We start from the raw sequence: 21,933 nt of genomic DNA on the forward strand, positions 1-21,933 counted from the left end.
TTTATACTTGCTGGGTGGCTTGCAGTGCACACTTGGGCAATCAATAGCCAATAGAGTCTTTTCGGACCCAGATGAAATTCGATTAGTTGACACAAAAGGGTTGGCCAAAGTGGCACAAAAGACGTTTTCCGCTACTGAGCAGTTAACGCTCTGTCAAAGCGGAAAGGGCTTTATATCGTTGGCATGCCAAATAGATAGCAGTGGCCGAATCGAGGCAATTACTAATGTAAAGATTTATCCAGCTGCTCAGTCCCTGCCTCCTTGTATTCTCAGAAAGCTGAAGGAAAGTATTCGACGAAATGTGGTCTTTCACGTGCCTACGATTGACAAGAGTCCCGAGATGAGCCGCTATAGGCGAACATCTGTAGTTATCCCATTTCGAGCGTTTTGCAAGTAAAAGCCCCGGCACCGCAATGGTGCCGGGGCTTTTCACATTTCAGGGCAGGTCGATGAGAACAGGACGGATTACTTCGGCTACGCCTCGCAATGACGACTGCTACCCCAGCGCCAGCTGCTGCCGCAGCATCGTGAGCATCGATTGGGCGGCGTATTCCGTGTTCAGGGCGCGGCCCCGGTCCAGCACGTACTCGCGGCTGATGGTGTGGGTGGCGTCGGCGTAGGCGAGGCAGACGGTGCCTACTTTCTTGGTTTCGGTGGCGCCGGTGGGGCCGGCAATGCCGCTGATGGCCACGGCCACGTCCACGCCCAGGCGGTGGCGGGCGCCCTCGGCCATCTCGCGCACGGTGGCCTCGCTCACGGCCCCGAACTCGGCCAGGGTTTCGGGTTTCACGCCCAGTTCCTGCTGCTTGATGTCGTTGTGGTAGGCTACGATGCCGCCCCGGAAATACGCCGAGCTGCCCGATACACTGGTAAGGCGCTGCGCCACCATGCCGCCGGTGCAGCTTTCGGCCGTGCCGATGGTGAGGTTTTTAGCGAGCAGCAATTTGCCAATGGCAGCTTCCAGCGTGGTTTCTTCTTCGGCAAAAATATACTCGCCAATGCGTTCGCGCAGGGCGGGCAGCAGGGCCAGCATGCGGCCGCGCAGGTCGGGCAGGCCGTCGTCGGAGCCGGTCAGGCGCAGGCGCACGGCCCCGAAGCTGGGCAGGTAGGCCAGCTTGATATTGGCGGGCAGGGCATCCTCCCAATCCTCGATTTGCTTGGCCAGAAAACTCTCGCCCAGGCCGGCCGTCATGATGACGACGTGCTCGATGGGAGCGATGTGAAACTGGGCCTGCAAGCGCGGCAGCACGTGGTCGGTCATCAGGCGCTTCATCTCGAAGGGCACGCCGGGCATGCTCACGAAAATGGTGCCCTGGTCCGAAAACCACATGCCCGGGGCCGTGCCCACCGCGTTGTGCAACACCTCACAGTTGGCCGGCACCATGGCCTGCTGGCGGTTCACGTCCAGCATGGGCCGCTGAAAACGCTTGAAAATTTCTTCGACGTGGTGCAGTGTGGGCTCGTGCATCACCAGTTCGGTGCCAAAGTAGCGAGCCAGCACGTGCTTGGTCAGGTCGTCCTTGGTGGGGCCGAGGCCACCGGTAATAAGCACCACTTGCGCCCGCTGCCGGGCCTGGTCCAGGGCCGCCACAATCTCATCGGCCCGGTCCGACACCGACGAAATCTGCCGCACGCGCAGACCGATTTTGCCCAACTCCTGGCCCATAAAGGCCGAATTCGTATCGATAACCTGGCCGTAGAGCAGCTCGTCGCCAATGGTCATGATTTCGACATCGGGCGGCGCGGCGTGGGGGAGTTGGAGGGCGCTGGAAGCAGGGGTGGGTTGGGCCGTGGGCATGAGTTGGGCGAAAAAAATAGGTTTGGCCGCAAAATTGTCTTCAATTTGCACAAGCGGCGGTCCAAGGACAGCCACAGGGGCCTTCCGGTTTTCCCGCCGCGTCCGTTTTTTTCATGTTTACTCGCATTGCCAGTGCCTTGCTCGTAGCCGGCCTGCTGGCCGCTTCGGCCCCCGCCGCCCACGCCCAAACCACCGCCGCGAAAGCCGCTGCCGCCAAAAAAGCCGCCGCTGCCAAAGCCGCTGCCGCTAAAACGGCCGCCGCAAAAGCCGCCGCAACCAAGGCAGCGGCCGCCAAAGCTGCCGCTGCGAAAGCCGCCGCCACCAAAGCCCCTGCGCCCGTAGCCGCGCCCGTGGCACCCCTCACCGAAGCCCAGGCCAGCGCCGGCATCAAAGAAGCCCTCAACAAAGGCATCGTGAAGGCCGTGCAGTTCGCTTCGGAGCCCGACGGCTTCAACCTCAACGATGACATTCACATCCCCACGCCGCCCGACCTCGATATTGTGAAAACCACCGTGGGCCGTCTGCCAGGCATGAACACGCTGTTCACCCAGCTCGAAACCCAGCTCAACCGTGCCGCCGAGGCCGCCGCGCCCAAGGCCAAGGACATTTTCCTGAATGCCCTCACCAACATCAGCATCACCGATGCCCTCACGCTGGTGACCAGCAGCTCGACCGACGCGGCCACGCAGTTCCTGCGCAAGTCGACCCAACAGCAGCTTATTTCGGCCTTCCACCCCGACATCGAAGCCGCCATCGACCAGGTAGGGGCCGGCCGCGCCTACGCCACCATCACCAACCAGTACAACAAAATCCCGCTGATGACGCCCGTGCAGCTCAGCCTGGCCGACTACACCACCCAGAAAGCCGTGGATGGCCTGTTCATCCTGCTGGCCAACGAGGAAGCCAAAATCCGCAAAAACCCCGCCGCCCGCACCAGCGACATCCTCAAAACGGTGTTCGGCCGCTAGGCGGTTATCACTGACATAGTTTGATTGAAAAAGCCCCGGCTGGAATTTCCAGCTGGGGCTTTTTGTGCGTAGAAACGCGGGGGCTTCTTAGTAGTCGTCGCTATCGAAGCTGCTGCCGCGGCGGCTACCCCGGCCACTGCTGTAGCCTTCGTCGTCTTCATCGTCATCATCGGCGAATTCGTCCTCGTCATCGTCGAGGCTGGTGAAGCCGCCGCGGTCGGAGTTTTCGGCGCGTTCGGCTTCCACAAATTCTTCTTCGCTCATGTTGGCCAGGTCCAGGGCCTCGTCGTGCGAGGAGCCCGTGTCGGTCCACATCAGGTAGTCGGCGTATTTGGCCGAGAGGCGGTCTTCGGTATTGCCGATGGCGGCAGCGCCGCCTTTCTTGGCATACGTGTCCAGGTCGTCGTCGTCGGCGAGCAGGTCGTCGTCCAGGTCGTCGTCATCAATCATGGCCAGGGCGGATTAGGTTGAAGTGAAAAATGATGCTTGAGTAGGCCGCGAAGATACGGCCGCCGCGGATTTTCGGTTCCCTTTTTGCGCCATTGATTTCGAGAAAAAGGTAAGCTCAAGCTTAGAAATGGCGTTTTTGCAGGTTTGCAGGCTTGTCATTCCGGCCAAGAAATCAGGGAGTTGAAAGCCCCAAAATCACGGATGCTACCCGCGCACCAACTGAAAATCCGTCACCACCAATTGCTCGTCGCAAAAGCCGTATTCGGCTGGCACGTTGGAGCTGAGCAGCAGCGTGCGGCCGGCACGGGTGGCCTGCACATGCTCCTGGTACCAGGCCACGCCGGTGGTATCGAGGTTGGTAGTGGGCTCGTCGAGCAGGAGCAGGGGCGCATCGGCATACAGCGCCAGGCCCAGTTTCAGGCGCTGCTTCATGCCCGACGAAAACTCGCGCACCAGTTGGTGCCGGGCCTTCTCTAGGTACATGATGCCGATGAGCTGGTCGAGCGTCACACCGGGCCGCAGCGGCTTGAATTGGGTGTGAAATTGCAGCATCTCCAGCAGCGTCAGCTCCTCCAGTAGCTCCAGGTAGGGCGCGGCGTAGGCCAGGTGCCGGGGCACATCCTCCACGGCCAGCGGCTTGCCTGCCAGTGAGTAAGTCAGCGTGCCCTCAGTGGGTAGTAATTGGCCCGAAAAGGTATTCAGCAGTGTGCTTTTGCCCGCGCCATTAGGCCCAAGCACGGCCGTGGCGCTGCCCGGCCGGAAAACGCGCGTCAGACCCCGGAAAATCCAGTCGCGCTGGAAGCGCTTGCCCAAGCCGGTGGCGGTGATTTGCAAGGAGGGAAGGGTGTTGCTTTTCGAAAATGGAAAACCGTCATGCTGAGCAAAGCTGCAGCATGACGGTTTATTGATTAATTCAAAATGGAATGCACTTACTCCGATTCGCTGCCATCGGGCCGGCCACGCTTAGGGCCTTTGATGATGCCCCGCGTGGCGGCACGCACAAATTCCACGGCCAGGTCGCGCTCGGGCGAAATTGGCAGCTCCCGCTCAATCTGGGCCAGCGCATCGTGGTTGTTCAGGCCGCCCAGAAACAGCGTGCGGTACAGCTGCTGCACCATGTTGATGGCCTCTTCGGTGAAGCCCCGGCGGCGCAGGCCCACCGAGTTGGCCCCGGCGTAGGAGAGGGGCTCGCGGCCAGCCTTCACATACGGCGGCACGTCCTTGCGCACCAATGAGCCGCCCGAAATCATGGCGTGCGCCCCGATTTTAACGAACTGATGCACTGCCGACGACCCGCCCACAATGGCGTAGTCGCCAATCTCGACGTGGCCCGCCACCTGCACGGTGTTGGCCAGAATGCAGTGGTCACCGATGATGCAGTCGTGGGCAATGTGCACGTAGGCCATCAGCAGGCAGTGGCTGCCCACGCGGGTTTCGCCGCGGTCTACGGTGCCGCGGTTCACGGTCACGCACTCCCGAATCACGGTGTGGTCGCCGATAACGGCGGTGGTTTGCTCGCCGGCAAACTTCAAGTCCTGCGGTACGGCCCCAATCACGGCCCCCGGAAACACCTGGCAATTGGCCCCGATGCGGGCCCCGCTCATGATGGTCACGTTCGGCCCAATCCAGGTGCCCTCCCCAATTTCGACATCGGCCGCAATGGTCGTAAACGGCTCGACGGTGACGCCCGCCGCGAGGCGAGCCGAAGGGTGAATATAGGCGAGGGGGGAAATCATGTACTCAGTGGTCATTTATCATTTAACATTTAACAGAAGGTAAAGGCTTGGTTCATGTGAGGCAGCCTTAGGTCTTGTTAAATGATAACTGTTAATTGTTAAATGAATTAGGCGTCTTTGCGAACGATGGCGGCGCTCATTTCGGCTTCGCACACCACTTTGCCATTCACGAAAGCCTGGCCGCGCATCTTGGCGATGCCGCGCTTGATGGGCGCCAGCAATTGGCAATGATACACAATGGTATCGCCGGGCAGGACTTTCTTGCGGAAGCGAGCATTTTCGATGCCCAGGAAGTACTGCCAGTAGTTTTCGGGGTCCGACACGGTGTTCATCACCAAGATGCCACCGGTCTGGGCCAGGCCCTCGATTTGTAGCACGCCGGGCATCACCGGGTTGCCGGGGAAGTGGCCCTGGAAGAACGGCTCGTTAATGGACACGTTTTTGACGGCCGTCACCACCTGGTCGTCCAGATGAATGACTTTGTCAATCATCATGAACGGGTAGCGGTGGGGCAGCACCTGCATGATGCGGTTGATGTCCATTACCGGCTCGCGGTTGGCATCATACACGGGCACCGGGTTGGTGCGCGACTCCAGCATCTTCTTCTTGATTTTCTTGGCAAAGGCCACGTTGGCGGCGTGGCCGGGGCGGGCGGCCAGAATCTGGCCTTTCAGCGGGCGGCCCACCAGGGCGAGGTCGCCCACGAGGTCGAGCAGCTTGTGGCGGGCGGGCTCGTTTTTGTGGCGCAGGTCCACGTTGTTCAGAATTCCCTCTTTTTTCACCGAAACGCGGGGCTTGCCCAGCATCTTGGCCAGTTCGGTCAGCTCGTCGTCGCTCACCACACGGTCCACTACCACGATGGCGTTCGAGAGGTCACCGCCGCGAATGAGGTTGTTTTTGTAGAGCATTTCCAGCTCGTGCAAAAAGCAGAACGTGCGCGACGAGGCAATTTCTTCGCTGAACAGGCCGATGTCCGTCAGCGTGGCGTGTTGCGAGCCCAGCACCGGCGAGTTGTAGTCCACCATCACCGTGAGGCGATAATCGGAGAGGGGCAGGGCGGCAATTTCCACGCCGCGCGCATTGTCCACGTACCGAATGCTTTCCGGAATTTCGTAGTAATTGCGCAGCGCGTTTTGCTCTTCAAAACCCACAGTGCTCAGGGCCTTGATAAACTCGGCCGACGACCCGTCCATGATGGGCGGCTCGGGGCCGGAGAGCTGAATCAGTACGTTGTCGAGCTGCAGGCCCACGAGGGCGGCCAGCGTGTGCTCTACGGTATTGATGCGGGCCCCATTCTGCTCGATGGTGGTGCCGCGGCTCAGGTCCACCACGTTGTCCACGTCGGCATCGACGATGGGCTGCCCGGGCATATCAACCCGCTGAAACTTGTAGCCATGGCCCACCGGAGCGGGGCAAAACGTCATGGTGGCCTCTACGCCGGTGTGCAGTCCGATGCCGCGCACCGTCACGGGTGCCTGAATGGTGTGTTGCTTGTCGTTCATCTGATTGATTGTCAGTTGCTGACTGTCAGGTGTCGGATTGGGAGGGCCTTTCGACCCCGCAATCCACAACTAGCAACCGACAACTAATAGACTGCAAAGCTAGGGCTTTTCTGTCGCGTTTTTCGCCTTCTCCAGCGAGGCTACGCGCTGTTCGAGCTCGGGCAGGCGGCGGAAAACGATTTGGGCGCGCTGGTTTTGCTTGAAGTCGAAGGCCGTGGAGCCTTGCAGGATGGTGCCTTCCTGTTTCACATTCTTGCCAATGCCCGACTGCGCGGTGACGGTCGTTTTGTTGGCCAGCGTGACGTGGCCGGCCATGCCCACCTGCCCCGCCAGCACGCAATGGTCGCCAATTTTGGCCGAGCCGGCGATGCCCGTTTGCGAAGCAATGACCGTGTGCCGGCCGATTTCCACGTTGTGAGCCAGCTGCACGAGGTTGTCGATTTTGCTGCCCCGCCCGATGCGAGTCGAGCCTAGCGTGGCACAGTCGACGGTGGCGTTGGCCCCGATGCTCACGTAGTCTTCGAGCACCACGTTGCCTATTTGCGGAATGGCTTTATAAGTGCCGTCGGGCTGCGGAGCGAAGCCGAAGCCATCGGAACCCACCACTGCGCCGGCTTTGATGACGCAGAACTGGCCAATAACAGTATCGGGATAAATCTTCGCGCCGGCGTGAATGATGCTGCCTGCGCCAATCGTAACCCGGTCGCCGATGTAGGCGTGGGGGAATACCAGCACGTTTTCGCCCAGCTTGCAATTCTCGCCGATGTAGGAAAACGCGCCCCGGTAATGGCCCGGCCCAATCTCCGACGACTCGGCAATGAATGAAGGCTGCTCGACGCCACGCTTGCCGGTGCGGGTGGCCTGGGCGTAAAATTCCAGCAGCTGGCTGAAGGCAGTGTAGGGGTTTTCAACCCGGATGAGGGCCGGCTTGATGGCTTGTTTCAGCTCCTGGGCCTGGCCCACGATGACGGCTGATGCGCCGGTTTCGTAGAGAAACGGCTCGTATTTGTTGTTCGAGAGGAAGGTGAGGGAGCCGGCCTGGGCTTCTTCAATCTTGGCCAGGCTGGAGATGCGCAGGGTGGCGTCGCCCTCCACGGTGCCGCCGAGGACTTCGGCAATTTGCTGAACGGTAAATTCCATAAGGCGCAAAATTAGGCGGCGGTTTCTGTTTTTGGTCTGGGTAATCGGTCCACGTAATCGGTCCACTTGTCATCCTGAGCGGAGCGAAGGACCTTATCACGCCTGTAGCAAATGATTTACTGCAAATTGTTCAGGCATGATAAGGTCCTTCGCTCCGCTCAGGATGACAAGCAGACGCTACACAATCTCCTTCGGGTAGCAGATGTAGAATTTCTCCACACGCTGGCTCAGGGCGCGGATGTTGGGCAGGTCGGAGGCTTCCATCACGTTCACGATGTCGCCTTTCTTGGTCAGAATTTCAATGGGTTCCTGGCTTTCGGCGTTGTAGGCGCTGTTGCTGAGGCGGCCCGAAATCATGAGCAGCTCGGCTTCTTCCATGGGCAGCTTGAATTTTTCGGCAATGAGCTCCTGGATGCCGAGGCGAAATTCATCGTCGAACGGCTCGGGGGCGAGCACAATTTTGAGCAGGTTGCGGTGCAGAATGCTTTTGGCGAGGTAGCTGAGCACGATGTCAGTATGGCCCGCCCAGGCTTTGATGGCCGACCAGATGTCGTAGTCGTCGAGCTCCACAAAATGGCTGAGGATTTTCTCGTTTTTCTCGAATTCGTCCAGGCTCACGGCGCGGCCCAGGAAGTAGCCCAGGCAGCTGTTGGCGGGCACTTCCACGCCCCGGCGGGCCAGGTCACGGGCGCGCTGCACCACCCGAATAACCATTTGCTCGGCCGAGGTCACGGTTTTGTGCAGGTATACCTGCCAGTACATCAGCCGGCGGCTCACCAAAAAGTTTTCGACCGAGTACACGGCTTTTTCTTCGAGCACCAGCCGCTCTTCGTGCACGCGCAGCATTTTGATGAGGCGGTCGGCCCCGGGGCGGCCTTCCTCCACACCGGTATAAAAGGAGTCGCGGTTGAGGTAATCGAGGCGGTCCATATCGAGCTGACTGCTCACCAACTGGTGAAAAAACGGCCGCTGGTAGGTGCCCTTGAACATTTCAATGGCCAGGTTAAGCTTGCCGTGAAATTCCTTGTTCAGGCGCTCCATCAAAAAAAGCGAGAGCTGCTCGTGCGGCACATCCTGGAAAATTGCCGTTTCCAGGGCGTGGGACAGTGGACCGTGGCCCACGTCGTGCAGCAAAATGGCAGCCATCGCTGCTTCGCCCTCGGCAGCCGAAATCTTCACGCCCTTGTCCTTGAGCGTGCGCAGGGCTAATGACATCAGGTGCATGGCGCCCAGCGCGTGGTGGAAGCGCGTGTGCAGTGCCCCGGGATATACGAAACCCGTGAGGCCGAGCTGCTGGATGCGCCGCAGCCGCTGGAAATACGGGTGCTCAATCAGGTCAAACAGAAACTCCGTCGGGATGGTGACGAAGCCGTAAACGGGGTCGTTGAAGATTTTCTTTTTGTTCACGGAACGGGCGGGGAGGGGATGACGGGCAGAAAACAGAACAGTAGGAATATGCAGCGAATGGGCAAAAACAGGCAACATTTGCAGTACCCGCCCGTCAATAACTGAACGCGAAGCTACGGCAGACCGTTTGGGCAAGCTCAATCCACTTCCGAGGCAGGGCCCCGCGAAAGCAGCCGCGCTTCTATATATCCATTCGGGACGTCTTACGTTAACTTGATTAACCAAGACGCTAAAGTCCCCAAGACCCAAGTCCCCACTATGCAACAAACCACCATCCTCTGGGCCGACGATGAAATCGACCTGCTCAAGCCGCACCTGCTGTTTCTCAAGGAAAAAGGCTACGACGTAACGCCCGTCAACAGCGGCGCCGATGCCATTGAGGAGATTCAGGAAAAGAGCTACGACCTCGTCTTTCTCGATGAGAACATGCCCGGCCTCACCGGCCTGCAAACCCTCACCGAAATCAAGGCTATCCGGCCCACGGTGCCCGTGGTGATGATTACCAAGAGCGAGGAAGAGCACATTATGGAGTCGGCCATCGGCGCTAAAATTGCCGATTACCTGATTAAGCCGGTGAATCCGAGCCAGATTTTGCTGTCGGTGAAAAAGGTGCTCGACAACAAGCGCCTCGTGAGCGAAGCCACCAACTCGGGCTACCAGCGCGATTTCCGCCAACTCGGCATGCAGCTTTCCGACCGCCTCTCGCCCTCCGAATGGGCCGACGTGTACAAGAAACTGGTGTACTGGGAGCTCGAAATCAACGAAACCGAAGGCAAAAGTATGGCCGAGGTTTTCAACATGCAGAAGGACGAGGCCAATACCTATTTCGGCCGCTTCATCACGGAGAGCTACGCGGATTGGGTAAACGGCGACGACAAGGACGCGCCGCTCATGTCGCACCAGCTGTTCAAGGAGCGCGTGTTCCCCACGCTGAAGGCCACCGGCGACACGCCTGTTTACTTCGTGCTGATTGACAACTTGCGCTATGACCAGTGGAAAGTGCTGGAGCCCATTATCACCGAGATGTTTACGGTGGATAGCGAGGAGATGTACTACGCCATTCTGCCCACCACCACAGCTTATGCGCGGAATGCCATTTTCTCGGGCATGATGCCGTCGGAGATTCAGAAGAAATACCCCAACCTGTGGGTGACCGATGACGACGACGAGGGCAAAAACCTGCACGAGGCCGAGTTCATGGAAATCAACTTCCAAAAGAACAACCAGAAGGCCAAGCACAGCTACCACAAGGTGACCAACCTGCAGGCCGGCAAGGACTTGCTGGGCAAGATGAGCAACCTGCACAACAACTATAAGTGCAACGTCATCGTCTACAACTTTGTGGATATGCTCTCGCACGCCCGGACCGACATGGCCATGATTCGGGAGCTGGCCGCTGACGAATCGGCCTACCGCAGCATCACCCGCTCGTGGTTCCTGCACTCGCCGCTGTATGAAATGATGCAGCAGATTGCCGAGAAAAAAGGCAAGCTCATCATCACCACCGACCACGGCACCATTCGCTGCAAGCGGCCGTATAAGATTGTGGGTGACCGCAATACGAACACCAACCTGCGCTACAAGCACGGCAAAAACCTGGGCTTCGAGGACTCGCGCGACGTGTACGTGGTGCGCAAGCCGGAATCCATTTTCCTGCCACGTGAGAATGTGAGCACCGCGTATGTATTTACGATTGGCGACTATTTCTTCGCCTATCCCAATAACTACAATTACTATGTAAACTACTATAAGGACACGTTCCAGCACGGCGGTATTTCGCTGGAGGAGTGCATTATTCCTTATATCACGCTCACGGCGAAAGGGTAATTGAAGTTAGAACTCTAAATTAAAAAGCCCGCCTCAATCGAGGCGGGCTTTTTTTTCGATTAGCTGGTGAAATGGCTTTGTGCGCAGATGTTTTAAGAAAATTAAAATTACGCCATTGGCACCGCGACTGCCATAAAGGGCCGTTGCAGCATTTCCCTTTAATACTTCAATTCTGTCGATATCGTCGGGAACAATTGATTTCAGGTCTAGCCCCTCAATGGGCCTGCCATCCACAATAAATAGTGGTTCTCTGCCCGCAGGAATCGTGCTTGCGCAGGCTATACGGATGGTTTTGGTCTGCCTTTTGGTTGAATCTTTAACCTGTGCTGCTACAATATGCGGCTGGACTTCCGTAGCAGAATCGACTGATTGCGCTTGCGCATTACATGATAAAAAGGCTGCGCCCAGAACCAATAGCGGGGCGAAAAAAGATTTTCGGAAGAACATGCTGAAAGGAAATAAAATGTGAAATGGCATCCAATTAAACGACTTGTTTACTGGATGCCATTTCACATTAATTTACACAGCTTTGCAACCAAACTTATTTCAGCTTATCCAGCGCTGCTTTCAAACGCGGCAGCGCGGCCTGAATTGAAGCCACCGTCTCAGCCCCAACTGAGGCGCGGAACCACGGCTCCGATGCTGGCGAGCCGAAGGCGCTGAAGGGCACTAGCGCCAATTGAGCCTCGGCGATGAGGTAGGAGGTGAGCTCGGCGGTGGTGAGCACGGAACCGTCGGGGGCGGTGCGGCCCAGCACGTCGATTTTGATGGTGAGATAGATGGCGCCGGCCGGAGCCACGGCATCGACGGGGTAGCCTTCCGATTTCAGGGCTTTCAAACCATCGAAAAGGCTTTGCAACGAGCTTTGCAGGCGGCCTTTGATGCTGGTCAGAAACTCATCGACAGCGGCGGTTTCGGGCAGGAATTTGCCCATGGCCACCTGCTCGGCTTTGGGAGCCCAGGCCCCGACGTGGCCGAGAATGGACTTCATCTTATCTATGATGGCGGTAGGGCCGAAGCTGTAGCCCACGCGTACGCCGGTGGCGGCGAAGCACTTCGACGTGCCATCGATATAGATGACGTAGTCGCGCAGCTCGGGGCGCAGGCTGACGGGGTCGTAGTGCTTGGCTTCGCCGAAAGTGAGGAGCCAGTAAATCTGGTCGTAGAGGATGTAGAGGGGCTTTTCGTCGGGGCCACGGCGCTTGTTTTCGGCAATCACCAGGTCACAGATTTCTTCCAGACCTTCCTTGGTGAATACGGTGCCGGTGGGGTTCAGCGGGGAGCAGAGAGCCAGCAGGTTGGCGCCCGCCACGTGCGGGGCCAGGTCGGCGGCCGTAGGCATGAAGTTGTTTTCGGGCCGCGTGGGCACGGCTACGGGCGTGGCTCCTACGAGGTGGCAGTAGTGGTTGTTGTTCCAGCTGGGCAGCGGGAAAATGGCGCGGTCGCCTTCGTCGAGCAGGGCGCGGTAGGTGGCGTAGATGAGCGGGCGCGAACCGCCGGCAATCAGAATATCGTTGGGGCCGTACTCCAGGCCCTGGCGGGCTTTCAGGAAGGCAGATACGCTGTCGCGCAGCTCGCCCATGCCGGCGGCGGGCGGGTAGTTGGTCTGGCCGGCCTGGTAGGCCGCGATGATGCCCGCGGTGAGCCCGGCCGGAATCGGGAAAATCTTGGAGTCGAAATCGCCGATGGTCAGGTTGCAGATGTTCGCGCCCTGGCGCACCTGCTCGCTTACCTGGTTGCCAATTCGGATGATTTCGGAGCCGATGAGGCCGGCTGCCATCTTGGATACTTGCATGGGAAAACGGAGAAATGAATGCCGCTGTGGCCCACGAAGGTATTTCAGCGCCGCCGTAAAAGCCTGCTTTTTTAGCCAGCGCGACGCTTTTCATCTTCAGCGCCACTGGTGCGGCGGCGGGTGGGGGCCACTTTCTGATTACCGAAGCGGTAGGTGAATGCCAGGGTAGCAACGCGGGTGTCAAAACGCTGGTAGAAACGCTCCTGGTAGTTGTTGTAGGTGGAGGTGGCGCGGGTTTTCTGAGTGTAAAAAATGTCGGCCACGTTCAGCTTCAGGTTGCCCTTTTTGTCCCAGAGGCTTTTGGAAATGCCGGCCACGATTTGGCCCCGGGCCTGGATATCGAAAAATGCCTGCTGCTGACGCGACTGATACGTGCCGGTGAGGTCGGCCCCCCAGCCGTGGCCCAGCGTGAAGTTGTTGGCAGTGGTGAGGTTGAGGGTGGGCTGGCCTTTGTCGAGGGCGGTGCCAGCCAGCGTGCCGATGTAGCGGGCATAGTAGCCCACGAGGTTGTTGTTGCTCGTCCACCACTTAAAGGGCTCCACGGGCGCGCTGAACGTGATGGTATAGGTATCGAGCCGGTCGAGGTTGACGTCCTGCACCACCACAAAATTGCCCGGCCCGGGCGCCGGCTGCACCGAGCCGACCATGGGCAGACTGGTGATGGCCCAGGCCAGCTCAGTGGTGAATTTCTGGCGGTAGGTGTGGCTCAACTCCAGGTTGTAGCTGGTTTGGGGGCGCAGGCTGGGGTTGCCGCTGCCGTAGGTGGTGGCGTCGATGTAGATGCGAAAGGGGTTGAGCTGGCCGTAGGTGGGCCGGTCGATGCGGCGGCTGAGCGACAGCGCAACTTCGTGCCGGGCGTTGAGGCTGCGGCGGATGGCCGCGCTGGGAAACAGCTGTGCATAGTGGCGCGTCGGGAACGACTCAGTACCCACTTCCTGCCGGCCCGAGGTGTTGGTTTGCTCGGCGCGCAGGCCGCCGGTGAGCGTGGTTTTGGGCGTGGTGTGCGTGAGGGTGAGGTAGCCGGCGTTTACGTTCTCGTGGTAGATGAAGTGGTTCGACTGGTTGCGGTCGACGGTGGTCACGTCGTTCTGGGTGAGGCTGAACAGCACGTTGTTATCGGAGCTGACGAGGCTGGTTTTCACGCCCGCTTCCAGCTTGGCCAGCTTGCTGAGCGGCTGGGTGTAATCGGCTTTGAAGGACTCGATGGCGAGGGTGCCGCGCTGGTCGCCGGTGAGGGTGGTGGGGGCCTGCACGGGCAGGGTGTAGGTGGTGACCAGGGTTTGCAGGCGGGTGTTGCGGAACTCGGCGTAGTCGGCGTCCATGGTCAGGTCGCGGTGGCCCAGCGAGTCCACAAATTCGTGCTTGAAATTGAGGTTGGCCGCCGCGTTGGGCGTGCGCACCGTGCGCAGGTTGATGGCCTGGTACTGCGCCGTAGTATTGCCGAGGGCGTCGGCCTGCACGGCGGCGTTGGTGCCTTCCTGCGGCGAGTTGGCGGCCTGGCCGTTTACGGCCAGCCCCAAGGTGGTGCGCGGCGATAGGTTATAGTCGACCCCGGCCTTCCAGCTGTGCACCAGCTGGCGCACCATAATGTAGTTTTCCTGGTCGCTGCGGCCCGTGATTTCGGTGCCGGTCCGGAAGTCGCGGTGGATGGTCAGGGCGTTGAAGGCTTCGCGGTCGGCGTAGCCGTAGGTGCCGAAAACGTTGGTTTTGCCCTTGCGGTGGTTGAGGGTCAGGCTAGTGTTGTACTTGTTGTAGCGGCCCCGGCCGTAGCTCGCGCTCAGGTTGCCGTTGGTGCCCTGGCGCTGGTCCTTCTTGAGGTTGATGGCAATGATGCCGGCCCCGCCCTGGGCGTCGTATTTGGCGGGCGGATTGGTGATTAGCTCGATGTTTTTGAGCTGGTCGGCGGGCAGGTTGCGCAAATAATCGGCCAGCTCGGTGCCGCTCATGGCCACGCGCTTGCCATCGATGAGCACCAGCACGCCCTCGCGGCCCTTCAGGCTCAGCGCATCGCCGGAGCCTACCGTCACGCCCGGTGCCCGCGTGAGCACATCCAGCGTGGTGGAGCCGGCCGTGAGCGGGCTGTCCTCCACGTTAACAATGGTGCGGTCGGCTTGGCGCTCGAATAGCGGCTTGCGGGCCGTCACGGTCACTTCTTTTAAAGCCGTGGCCGCGCTGGCTTGAAGGGCAAAAGCCGGCAACGCCAGCCCGGAGGCCGGCAACTCAAACGGCGTGCTCCAGTACCGCGCAAACCCCACCTGCGCCGCCGAAACCCGGTAGCGCACCCCAGCGGCCGCTTCCAGCTGAAACCGGCCCTGCGCATCGCTAAATTCGGTTTTTACTACCACCGAGTCGGTGGCCCGGTGCAGGGTGATGGTGGCAAACTCCACCGGCGCTCCCGCCGCCAGCACTGTGCCGCTCACGGCCACCCGGGCTTGGCCTGCCGCTACGAAGGTGCTTAGGAAAAGGAAAAATATAAATCCGCCGCAAACGGAATTCGACCGGTGCAGAAGGCAAGGGAGTAACATATATTCAATTGGGCTGAGCGGGCGTCAAGGACCAGTAGCCGCAATCGTGGTTGCATTTGCCGGAATTGAACAGGGCAAACCCATTGCCAGTGCGAGCAAGCTTCCGGTCAGACGCTTTAAGGCGAATTGTTTAGCGAAGTCAGCTATGTGCTAAGGCAGGATGATGCCAGCACAATTCCAGAAAATAAACAGCTAATTCTACCATTGCAGCGGTATTTTCGCCCAATGAATCCCGTCAAACTCACCGTTCCTTCCCTGGCGGCCCTGCCCGCCGCCGCCGCCCGCCTGCAAGCCGCCATTGCCGAAGCCCGCTGCTCGGTGGTGGCCTTCGAGGGGGAGATGGGCGCGGGCAAAACCACCCTTATCCGGGAGCTGGCCGCCGCCCTGGGCGTGGCCGACGACGTGAGCAGCCCCACCTTTGCCTTGGTGAACGAGTACCGCGACGCCCGCGATACACCCATCTATCATTTTGATTTTTACCGTATTGACTCCATTGCTGAAGCCGAGCGAATGGGCGCGGCGGAGTACCTCGATTCCGGGTATCTTTGTTTGGTAGAATGGCCGGCCCGAGTGGCGGCCCTTTTGCCCGTGCCCCACCTCGAAGTGCGCATCCAGGCATTGCCCGACGAAACCCGCGAAATAGAATTAAAAATTATTAATTAAGAATTAGAAATTGTCTCCGCATCATGCTCTGTGCGAAGTGATTATTGATTGTTCATAATTTTTAATTCACTATTAGTAATTTATAATTCCCCCAAAATGCCCGAGCAGCTACCCTCCGGTTTTGAGTCTTTGGCCACCAGCCGCGCCTATTTCACGCAGGAGTCGATGCTGGCCGTGGAAACGCGCAAGCGCAAGCTCTTCATCGGGATGCCGCGCGAAACCTCCCTCCAGGAAAACCGCCTCGGTCTTACACCCGAAGCCGTGCAACACCTCGTCTCGGCCGGGCACGAAGTAGTGATGGAAGCCGGTGCCGGCGAGCCCAGCAAATATGCCGACCACGCCTATTCTGAAGCCGGCGCGCAGATTGCCTACTCCACCGAGGAGGTGTTCAAGGCCGATATTCTACTGAAAGTGGCCCCGCCCACGCTCGAAGAAATTGAGCTGCTGCACCCCGGCCAAACCCTGATTTCGGCCCTGCAAATGGGCTCGATGACTTCGGAATACATTGCGGCCCTCTCCCGTAAGAAAATCAACGCCATCGGCTTCGAGCTGATGAAAGACCCCAGCGGCGCCCGCCCCGTGGTGCGCGCCATGAGCGAAATTGCGGGCTCCACGGTGATGCTGATTGCGGCCGAATACCTGGCCCGCTCCAACGAGGGCAAGGGCATCATTCTGGGCGGTATTACGGGTGTGCCGCCGTCGCAGGTTGTTATTCTGGGGGCCGGCACGGTGGCCGAGTACGCCGCCCGCGCCGCCACCGGCCTCGGGGCCGAGGTGAAGGTGTTCGACAACCACCTCTACAAGCTGCGCCGCCTCAAGCACAACCTGGGCATGCAGCTCTACACCAGTACGTTGGATACGTTCGCGCTCAGCCAGCAAATTCGCCGGGCCGATGTGGTCATTGGCGCGCTGGCGGTGGAAGACGGCCGCATTCCCTTTATGGTACCCGAGGAAATGGTGTCGAGCATGGCCTCCGGGTCCGTCATCATCGACGTAAGCATCGACCAGGGCGGCTGCTTCGAAACCAGCGAGATGACCAGCCACAGCAGCCCCATCTTCCGCAAATACGACGTGGTGCACTACTGCGTGCCCAACATCGCCTCGCGCGTGCCCCGCACCGCCACCAACGCCCTGAGCAACATCTTCACGCCCATCCTGCAGGAAATCAGCCAGCACGGCGGCATCAATGAAGTGCTGTTCACCAACGAGCATTTCCGCAGCGGCGTCTACATCTACCGCGGCTCGCTGACCAATGCGATGATTGCGAAGAAATTTAATTTGCGGTATAAGGAATTAGGGCTGCTGATTGCGGTGCGCAATTAACCGGTAATCAGGACAGTAATGAATTATGCGGGTCGGTTGAGCCATTGCCGGAAGGCCAGCGTGCCCAGGGCATAGGCCACCACATCGAGCGGGTCTGCCACGGCTTGGCGTGAATAGCTTGGAAGAATGCCTTCAAACCAGACTGATACAAAAAGCCAGGATGCCAGAAGCCAGGTATCGGGAAGAATGAAGTGCCGGGAATGATTGCCGAGCCGACGCTGAACCGCTAAGGCCAGCGTGAGCATCACAGGCAAGGCCAGTACATCGGCGAGGTATGAGGTAACAAGAGCCGGCAGCGGCACGTGCAGCACGCACCGGTTGAGCAGGTGCAAGCAATACCCCAATGCTGCCACCAAAAAGAGCGGCCGCCGAAATTCTGGCCACTGCAGCATCTCAACCCGCCGCCAGTGTCACCAGCCACACTATGAAGGCGATGATGGCCGCGAAAAGCATCTGACCACCAAGGGCAATCCGCTTGAAGAAGCGCACTAGTGCACTGTCCCCGGGGTGCATTTCTACCTTGAAAAGGGCAGGTGTCGGCTGCTTTTCCAGCTCGGCGCGCGCTAAGGCATTTTGTTGGGCACGCGGGTCGAGCAAGTTGCCACAGTGCTCGCAACGGTCATCAGAGCTTTGTTGCCACCTCGACCATTGCTGGCAATGCTCGCATTTCTTGGTGGATATTAGGGGTGATGAATCCATGCGATGAACCAACTTGAGGGGGTGGGCTGGAGATGTTTGCGGCTCAGTGGATGTAGCGCCCAACTAATTTCCTTGCTCAGCCAACGCCTTCGCTCAAATCTTAACTTAGGTTATAATAAAAGTAACACCTTCCACGCCTCCACCAGCCGCCCCTCGGCCAGAAACTGGCGGCCCAGTTGCAACAGTTGCTTTTTCAGTTCCGGGACATCGTCCTGGTGCTTGTTGAGGAGGTAGGCCACCATCGGTTCGGATTTGAATTCTTCGACCTGCTCCGGCGTGGGCAGGGCGTCGCGCTCGATGTTGGCGAGGCGGCCCAGCTCGTTGCCGGTGAGCACGTTGGAGGTGCGCAGGTGCTCGGGCAGTTGGTCGATGCCAATACCGATGTGGCGGTTGGGCTTGGGCACTTCAAAGAGGCTGCTGCCGCTGGCCCGGCAGTACCAGTCGCCGCCGAGGCGGGCCACGGCGTCCAGCTTGAAGGGGTCGATGCCGGTGGCGTCGGGCAGGAGGATATCCTGGCGAAAGTGGGCGCGCACCACCCGGCAGATGATGAGGTTGCCGGCCCCGTTATTCTGGCCCAGCTCGATGATTTGCTCCACCACGCACTCGAAGGCGGCCGGCGCTTCGGCCACGCGGGGCGGGCGCACCAGCTCGGAAGCCAGCTCGGTGAGGCCAGCTTTAGTGAATTCGTTCACGCCCTTGCCGTACTCGGTGCTGGCCAGCGACATCTGCTCCACCAGCGCGTAATCGCAGATGTTGATGACGACTTCGGGCACCTCGCGCACATTTTCCAGCGTGTGCTTCTGGGTGTTGTCGCGCACACGGTTGGCCGGCGAAAACACGAGGATGGGTGGGTTCGAGCTGAAGGCGTTGAAGAAGCTGAAAGGGCTCAGGTTTACGCGGCCGTCGGCGTCGATGGTGCTGGCGAAGGCAACCGGGCGCGGGGCCACGGCACCCACCAGGAAGGGGTGCCACTGGGCGGGCGTGAGGTCGGAAGGAGTGAGGGAGTGAAAATCGGCCATAGGGCCGCAAAGGAAGCACGGCAGGAAATACTAGCCGGTTGCAGCGCAGCCTAATTGTAATTGTGCTAAATAACTATAGTTTTTTTGGAATATGGGAATCGGAATTAAATGCTTTGTCAATTAAGACATTGCTTGTTTTTAGAAAGAAAATTCATTGATTAGATGACTATAGTAATAAGCAGGTTTCGGGCAGGAGGGCGGGCGGTTTAAAAAATAAAGGGTAACGTTGGCAGTTCGTCACTAAACCCTTGTCCCTATGAACCCAACCAAAATCCCGGACCCCAACGCCGTAAGACCCGCGGTGGGCTTGTTTAGTGCCATTGTAATTGTGGCATCGCTGGGCTACTTCGTTGATATTTATGACCTTGTGCTGTTCAGTATCGTGCGGGTGCAGAGCCTCAACGACATTGGCATCACCGAGGCATCGGCCGTGACCAACGAGGGCCTGTACCTGCTCAACATGCAGATGGGCGGCATGCTGCTCGGCGGCATCCTGTGGGGCATATTGGGCGATAAGAAGGGCCGGCTCTCGGTGCTGTTCGGCTCCATTCTGCTCTACTCGCTGGCCAACATTGCCAACGGCTTTGTGCAGAACATTGACCAATACGGCTGGCTGCGCCTGATTGCGGGCGTGGGCCTGGCCGGTGAGCTGGGCGCGGGCATTACGCTGGTGGCCGAAACGCTGCCCAAGGAAAAACGCGGCTACGGCACCATGATTGTAGCTTCGGTGGGCGTGTCGGGGGCGGTGGTGGCCTACTTTGTGGGCAGCGAGTTTGGCTGGCGCAATGCCTACTTTATTGGTGGCGGGCTGGGCCTGGCGCTGCTGGCCCTACGGGCCGGCGTGTTTGAATCGGGTATGTTTGAGCAAACCAAGGAGAGCAATGTCAGACGCGGCAATTTCCTGAGTTTGTTCACCAATGGCGCGCGGTTCTGGAAATACCTGCGCTGCCTGTTCGTGGGGATTCCGTTCTGGTTTCTGGCCGGCATCCTGATTACGCTGGCCCCGGAATTCGGCAAGGTGTTCGGCCTGCAGGGCCCGGTGACGGGCGGCCTGAGCATTGCCTGGTGCTACTTCGGCCTCACGCTGGGCGACTTCACCAGCGGCGGCCTCAGCCAGCTGCTCAAAAGCCGGATGCGGACCCTGCAGTTGTTCATCATCGGCAGTGCCATCGCGGTGGGCTTCTACCTGTTTGGGCTGCACGGTGCCAGCACCACGCTGTTCTACGCCGCCTGCTTTCTCGTAGGGTACACCGGCGGTTTCTGGGCATTGTTCGTCACGGTTTCGGCCGAGGAGTTCGGAACCAACATCCGTTCCACGGTGGCCACTACGGCTCCGAATTTTGCCCGGGGTGCGCTTGTGCTGGTCACCCTCGCCTTCAAATCGTTGAAAGAAAACCCTTCGCTGGGCATGGTGGGCGCGGCCGCTGTCATCGGGGCTGTGCTGCTGCTATTGGCCTTTTTTAGTGCCAGCACCCTGCCCGAAACCTACGGCAAAGACCTCGACTACGTGGAGGAGGAATAGGGTTTCGGTTTCAATTGGAATCCCGGTTGCCAAACGGCAGTGCCCTCGTCGGCGCTGCCGTTTGTGCGTTCAGGAATTAGCTTTAGCCGCATGAAACGGGCTTTGCTGAGTTTGCTGTTGATTCAATTGGCCGGGCCGGTTCTGGCAAGCCAGCTGCCGGCCGATACGGCGCGGCTGCGCCGGCACCTGCAGTTTCTCACCAGCACGCCACAGCCGCGCAACTACCAGCACCCGGCCGTCCTCGATTCGGTGGCGGCTTACATTCAGCAGCACTTACGGGTGGCTGGGGCGCACTCAGTGGGCACGCAGCCCTACGCCGTGCGCGACCAGACGTACCGCAACGTCCTCGGCTCATTCGGGCCGGTGGATGGGCCGCGCCTGATTATCGGGGCGCACTACGACGTGTGCGGCGACCAGCCCGGCGCCGACGACAACGGCACCGGCGTGGCCGCCCTACTGGAGCTGGCCCGCCTGCTGGGGCAGCAGCCTGCGTTGCCGTACCGCATCGATTTGGTGGCTTATACGCTGGAGGAGCCACCATTTTTCCGCACCCCCAACATGGGTAGCTACGTGCACGCGGCCGCCCTGCAAGCTGCCGGTGTGCCGGTGCGCGGCATGGTGGCCCTCGAAATGCTGGGCTACTACGATGACCGGCGCGGCACCCAGCGCTACCCGGCCTGGCCACTAAAATTCATCTACGGCAGCCGGGGAAACTACGTGACCGTGGCCCAGAAATTCGGAAATGGCCGCTTCGGGCGGCAGTTTGCGCGGCGCTACCGGGGCGTGGCCGCTCTCCCCGTGAAGCGCTTTAAGGCGCCAGCCTGGCTGCCGGGTATCGATTTTTCCGACCATCTGAATTACTGGAAGTTGGGCTTCCCGGCGGTGCTGCTCACGGATACGGCCTTCTATCGTAACCGTAGCTACCACGAAACCACCGACACCCTGGCGCGGCTGGATATGCGCCGCCTCGGGCTGGCCGTGGAAGCGTTGCTGGCGACCGTGTTGGCCAGGGAGTAAGCACTCACTAAGTGAAGTTGGTTTATTCGCTAAAATGGTATAGGTTTGCTGAATACCTATAGCTTATTTAGGTTTTCACCAAGCTTTTGCGTCATGCTAGCCCCTGCCTGCCCCAAGTGCGAATCCAAGGAAGCCACCAAAAGCGGCGTGGTGAACGAACGACAGCGGTTTCGGTGCAAAAGCTGCGGCTACCACTACACCGTGGCCAAGCTGGGCCGCGAGGTAGACAGCTACTACGTCATCAAGGCCCTGCAGCTCTATATCGAAGGCGTGAGCTACCGCGAGATTGAGCGGCTGCTGGGCGTGAGCCATGTGAGCGTGATGAACTGGGTGAAGAAATACGGCATGCGCGCTCCACGCCAGACCGATTATCACCCTACCTACAAAATCCTCAACCAGGCCGAGTTGGCCGCGTTTTTCCAGGTGCCGGGCAATCTGAAAGGGGCGGGGATGGTGGTAACGGAGCTCGGTGATAAGTTCATGGTGATACGCTGGGAGCGGTTCCGGGCGCACTGAATCAGGAAAAAATATAGTGCTTACCA

At 59.3% G+C, this 21,933-nt stretch carries 20 protein-coding genes; 7 read left to right on the top strand and 13 right to left on the bottom strand.

What is annotated here, in order from left to right; genetic code table 11:
- Positions 1–496 precede the first annotated feature (496 nt).
- Positions 497–1,798 (bottom strand): competence/damage-inducible protein A, encoded by a 1,302-nt coding sequence (locus tag ACYVM5_RS17530; RefSeq protein WP_460619391.1) that lies wholly within the window; start codon positions 1,796–1,798, stop codon positions 497–499.
- A gap of 113 nt (positions 1,799–1,911) precedes the next feature.
- Between ACYVM5_RS17530 and ACYVM5_RS17535 the strand changes: the two genes are divergently transcribed.
- Positions 1,912–2,766 (top strand): DUF4197 domain-containing protein, encoded by an 855-nt coding sequence (locus ACYVM5_RS17535; RefSeq protein WP_460619392.1) that lies wholly within the window; start codon positions 1,912–1,914, stop codon positions 2,764–2,766.
- 87 nt (positions 2,767–2,853) lie between these two features.
- On the opposite strand, the gene ACYVM5_RS17540 is transcribed toward ACYVM5_RS17535, so the two are convergent.
- From ACYVM5_RS17540 to ACYVM5_RS17565, 6 genes are all read right to left on the bottom strand, one after another.
- On the bottom strand, positions 2,854–3,216 hold the full coding sequence (locus ACYVM5_RS17540) for a hypothetical protein (protein ID WP_460619393.1): 363 nt from the start codon (positions 3,214–3,216) through the stop codon (positions 2,854–2,856).
- A gap of 204 nt (positions 3,217–3,420) precedes the next feature.
- Positions 3,421–4,050 (bottom strand): ABC transporter ATP-binding protein, encoded by a 630-nt coding sequence (locus ACYVM5_RS17545; RefSeq protein WP_460619394.1) that lies wholly within the window; start codon positions 4,048–4,050, stop codon positions 3,421–3,423.
- Positions 4,051–4,145: 95 nt separating this feature from the next.
- Entirely contained in the window at positions 4,146–4,952 is an 807-nt protein-coding gene (gene lpxA / locus ACYVM5_RS17550; protein WP_460619395.1) for an acyl-ACP--UDP-N-acetylglucosamine O-acyltransferase, read from the bottom strand.
- Positions 4,953–5,059: 107 nt separating this feature from the next.
- Positions 5,060–6,454, bottom strand: a complete 1,395-nt coding sequence (locus tag ACYVM5_RS17555; protein ID WP_460619396.1) for a bifunctional UDP-3-O-[3-hydroxymyristoyl] N-acetylglucosamine deacetylase/3-hydroxyacyl-ACP dehydratase — start codon at positions 6,452–6,454, stop codon at positions 5,060–5,062.
- Between the two features lie 99 nt (positions 6,455–6,553).
- A complete protein-coding gene (lpxD, locus tag ACYVM5_RS17560) occupies positions 6,554–7,594 on the bottom strand; it encodes a UDP-3-O-(3-hydroxymyristoyl)glucosamine N-acyltransferase (protein ID WP_460619397.1) in 1,041 nt (346 codons plus the stop codon).
- 177 nt (positions 7,595–7,771) lie between these two features.
- Positions 7,772–9,001 (bottom strand): HD domain-containing protein, encoded by a 1,230-nt coding sequence (locus ACYVM5_RS17565; RefSeq protein ID WP_460619398.1) that lies wholly within the window; start codon positions 8,999–9,001, stop codon positions 7,772–7,774.
- A 258-nt stretch (positions 9,002–9,259) separates the two neighbouring features.
- On the opposite strand from ACYVM5_RS17565, the gene porX reads away from it, so the two are divergent.
- Positions 9,260–10,828, top strand: coding sequence for a T9SS response regulator signal transducer PorX (gene porX, locus ACYVM5_RS17570; protein WP_460619399.1), 1,569 nt, complete (start codon positions 9,260–9,262; stop codon positions 10,826–10,828).
- A 33-nt stretch (positions 10,829–10,861) separates the two neighbouring features.
- On the opposite strand, the gene ACYVM5_RS17575 is transcribed toward porX, so the two are convergent.
- The 3 genes from ACYVM5_RS17575 to ACYVM5_RS17585 all read right to left on the bottom strand — a co-directional run bounded on the left by ACYVM5_RS17575 (position 10,862) and on the right by ACYVM5_RS17585 (position 15,043).
- Positions 10,862–11,275, bottom strand: coding sequence for a TonB-dependent receptor plug domain-containing protein (locus tag ACYVM5_RS17575; protein ID WP_460619400.1), 414 nt, complete (start codon positions 11,273–11,275; stop codon positions 10,862–10,864).
- 94 nt (positions 11,276–11,369) lie between these two features.
- A complete protein-coding gene (locus ACYVM5_RS17580) occupies positions 11,370–12,623 on the bottom strand; it encodes a pyridoxal phosphate-dependent aminotransferase (RefSeq protein ID WP_460619401.1) in 1,254 nt (417 codons plus the stop codon).
- Between the two features lie 71 nt (positions 12,624–12,694).
- Positions 12,695–15,043 (bottom strand): TonB-dependent receptor domain-containing protein, encoded by a 2,349-nt coding sequence (locus ACYVM5_RS17585; RefSeq protein WP_460619402.1) that lies wholly within the window; start codon positions 15,041–15,043, stop codon positions 12,695–12,697.
- Positions 15,044–15,373: 330 nt separating this feature from the next.
- Between ACYVM5_RS17585 and tsaE the strand changes: the two genes are divergently transcribed.
- Both tsaE and ACYVM5_RS17595 read left to right on the top strand, forming a co-directional pair.
- Positions 15,374–15,811 (top strand): tRNA (adenosine(37)-N6)-threonylcarbamoyltransferase complex ATPase subunit type 1 TsaE, encoded by a 438-nt coding sequence (gene tsaE / locus ACYVM5_RS17590; protein ID WP_460619403.1) that lies wholly within the window; start codon positions 15,374–15,376, stop codon positions 15,809–15,811.
- A 96-nt stretch (positions 15,812–15,907) separates the two neighbouring features.
- Positions 15,908–17,134, top strand: coding sequence for an alanine dehydrogenase (locus ACYVM5_RS17595; protein WP_460619404.1), 1,227 nt, complete (start codon positions 15,908–15,910; stop codon positions 17,132–17,134).
- Between the two features lie 23 nt (positions 17,135–17,157).
- Here ACYVM5_RS17595 and ACYVM5_RS17600 read toward each other — a convergent pair whose 3' ends face one another.
- The 3 genes from ACYVM5_RS17600 to ACYVM5_RS17610 all read right to left on the bottom strand — a co-directional run bounded on the left by ACYVM5_RS17600 (position 17,158) and on the right by ACYVM5_RS17610 (position 18,852).
- Positions 17,158–17,466, bottom strand: coding sequence for a magnesium citrate secondary transporter (locus ACYVM5_RS17600; protein WP_460619405.1), 309 nt, complete (start codon positions 17,464–17,466; stop codon positions 17,158–17,160).
- Positions 17,467–17,527: 61 nt separating this feature from the next.
- Positions 17,528–17,833, bottom strand: a complete 306-nt coding sequence (locus tag ACYVM5_RS17605; protein WP_460619406.1) for a hypothetical protein — start codon at positions 17,831–17,833, stop codon at positions 17,528–17,530.
- A gap of 110 nt (positions 17,834–17,943) precedes the next feature.
- Complete coding sequence (locus ACYVM5_RS17610) at positions 17,944–18,852, bottom strand: flavin reductase family protein (RefSeq protein ID WP_460619407.1); 909 nt, start codon at positions 18,850–18,852, stop codon at positions 17,944–17,946.
- Positions 18,853–19,108: 256 nt separating this feature from the next.
- Between ACYVM5_RS17610 and ACYVM5_RS17615 the strand changes: the two genes are divergently transcribed.
- The 3 genes from ACYVM5_RS17615 (at position 19,109) to ACYVM5_RS17625 (ending at position 21,907) form a co-directional block, all read left to right on the top strand.
- Entirely contained in the window at positions 19,109–20,374 is a 1,266-nt protein-coding gene (locus tag ACYVM5_RS17615) for an MFS transporter (protein ID WP_460619408.1), read from the top strand.
- 90 nt (positions 20,375–20,464) lie between these two features.
- Positions 20,465–21,391 (top strand): M28 family peptidase, encoded by a 927-nt coding sequence (locus ACYVM5_RS17620; RefSeq protein WP_460619409.1) that lies wholly within the window; start codon positions 20,465–20,467, stop codon positions 21,389–21,391.
- A 93-nt stretch (positions 21,392–21,484) separates the two neighbouring features.
- Entirely contained in the window at positions 21,485–21,907 is a 423-nt protein-coding gene (locus ACYVM5_RS17625) for a transposase (protein WP_460619410.1), read from the top strand.
- Positions 21,908–21,933 lie beyond the last annotated feature (26 nt).

It is taken from the genome of Hymenobacter ruber (genome assembly GCF_054783255.1).

Coding starts and splice junctions, on each gene's coding strand:
- tsaE (WP_460619403.1), top strand. CDS start 15,374: ATGAATCCCGTCAAACTCACCGTTCCTTCCCTGGCGGCCCTGCCCGCC.
- ACYVM5_RS17580 (WP_460619401.1), bottom strand. CDS start 12,623: ATGCAAGTATCCAAGATGGCAGCCGGCCTCATCGGCTCCGAAATCATC.
- ACYVM5_RS17610 (WP_460619407.1), bottom strand. CDS start 18,852: ATGGCCGATTTTCACTCCCTCACTCCTTCCGACCTCACGCCCGCCCAG.
- ACYVM5_RS17605 (WP_460619406.1), bottom strand. CDS start 17,833: ATGGATTCATCACCCCTAATATCCACCAAGAAATGCGAGCATTGCCAG.
- ACYVM5_RS17535 (WP_460619392.1), top strand. CDS start 1,912: ATGTTTACTCGCATTGCCAGTGCCTTGCTCGTAGCCGGCCTGCTGGCC.
- ACYVM5_RS17615 (WP_460619408.1), top strand. CDS start 19,109: ATGAACCCAACCAAAATCCCGGACCCCAACGCCGTAAGACCCGCGGTG.
- ACYVM5_RS17625 (WP_460619410.1), top strand. CDS start 21,485: ATGCTAGCCCCTGCCTGCCCCAAGTGCGAATCCAAGGAAGCCACCAAA.
- ACYVM5_RS17575 (WP_460619400.1), bottom strand. CDS start 11,275: ATGTTCTTCCGAAAATCTTTTTTCGCCCCGCTATTGGTTCTGGGCGCA.
- ACYVM5_RS17530 (WP_460619391.1), bottom strand. CDS start 1,798: ATGCCCACGGCCCAACCCACCCCTGCTTCCAGCGCCCTCCAACTCCCC.
- ACYVM5_RS17540 (WP_460619393.1), bottom strand. CDS start 3,216: ATGATTGATGACGACGACCTGGACGACGACCTGCTCGCCGACGACGAC.
- lpxD (WP_460619397.1), bottom strand. CDS start 7,594: ATGGAATTTACCGTTCAGCAAATTGCCGAAGTCCTCGGCGGCACCGTG.
- ACYVM5_RS17595 (WP_460619404.1), top strand. CDS start 15,908: ATGCCCGAGCAGCTACCCTCCGGTTTTGAGTCTTTGGCCACCAGCCGC.
- ACYVM5_RS17555 (WP_460619396.1), bottom strand. CDS start 6,454: ATGAACGACAAGCAACACACCATTCAGGCACCCGTGACGGTGCGCGGC.
- porX (WP_460619399.1), top strand. CDS start 9,260: ATGCAACAAACCACCATCCTCTGGGCCGACGATGAAATCGACCTGCTC.
- lpxA (WP_460619395.1), bottom strand. CDS start 4,952: ATGATTTCCCCCCTCGCCTATATTCACCCTTCGGCTCGCCTCGCGGCG.
- ACYVM5_RS17620 (WP_460619409.1), top strand. CDS start 20,465: ATGAAACGGGCTTTGCTGAGTTTGCTGTTGATTCAATTGGCCGGGCCG.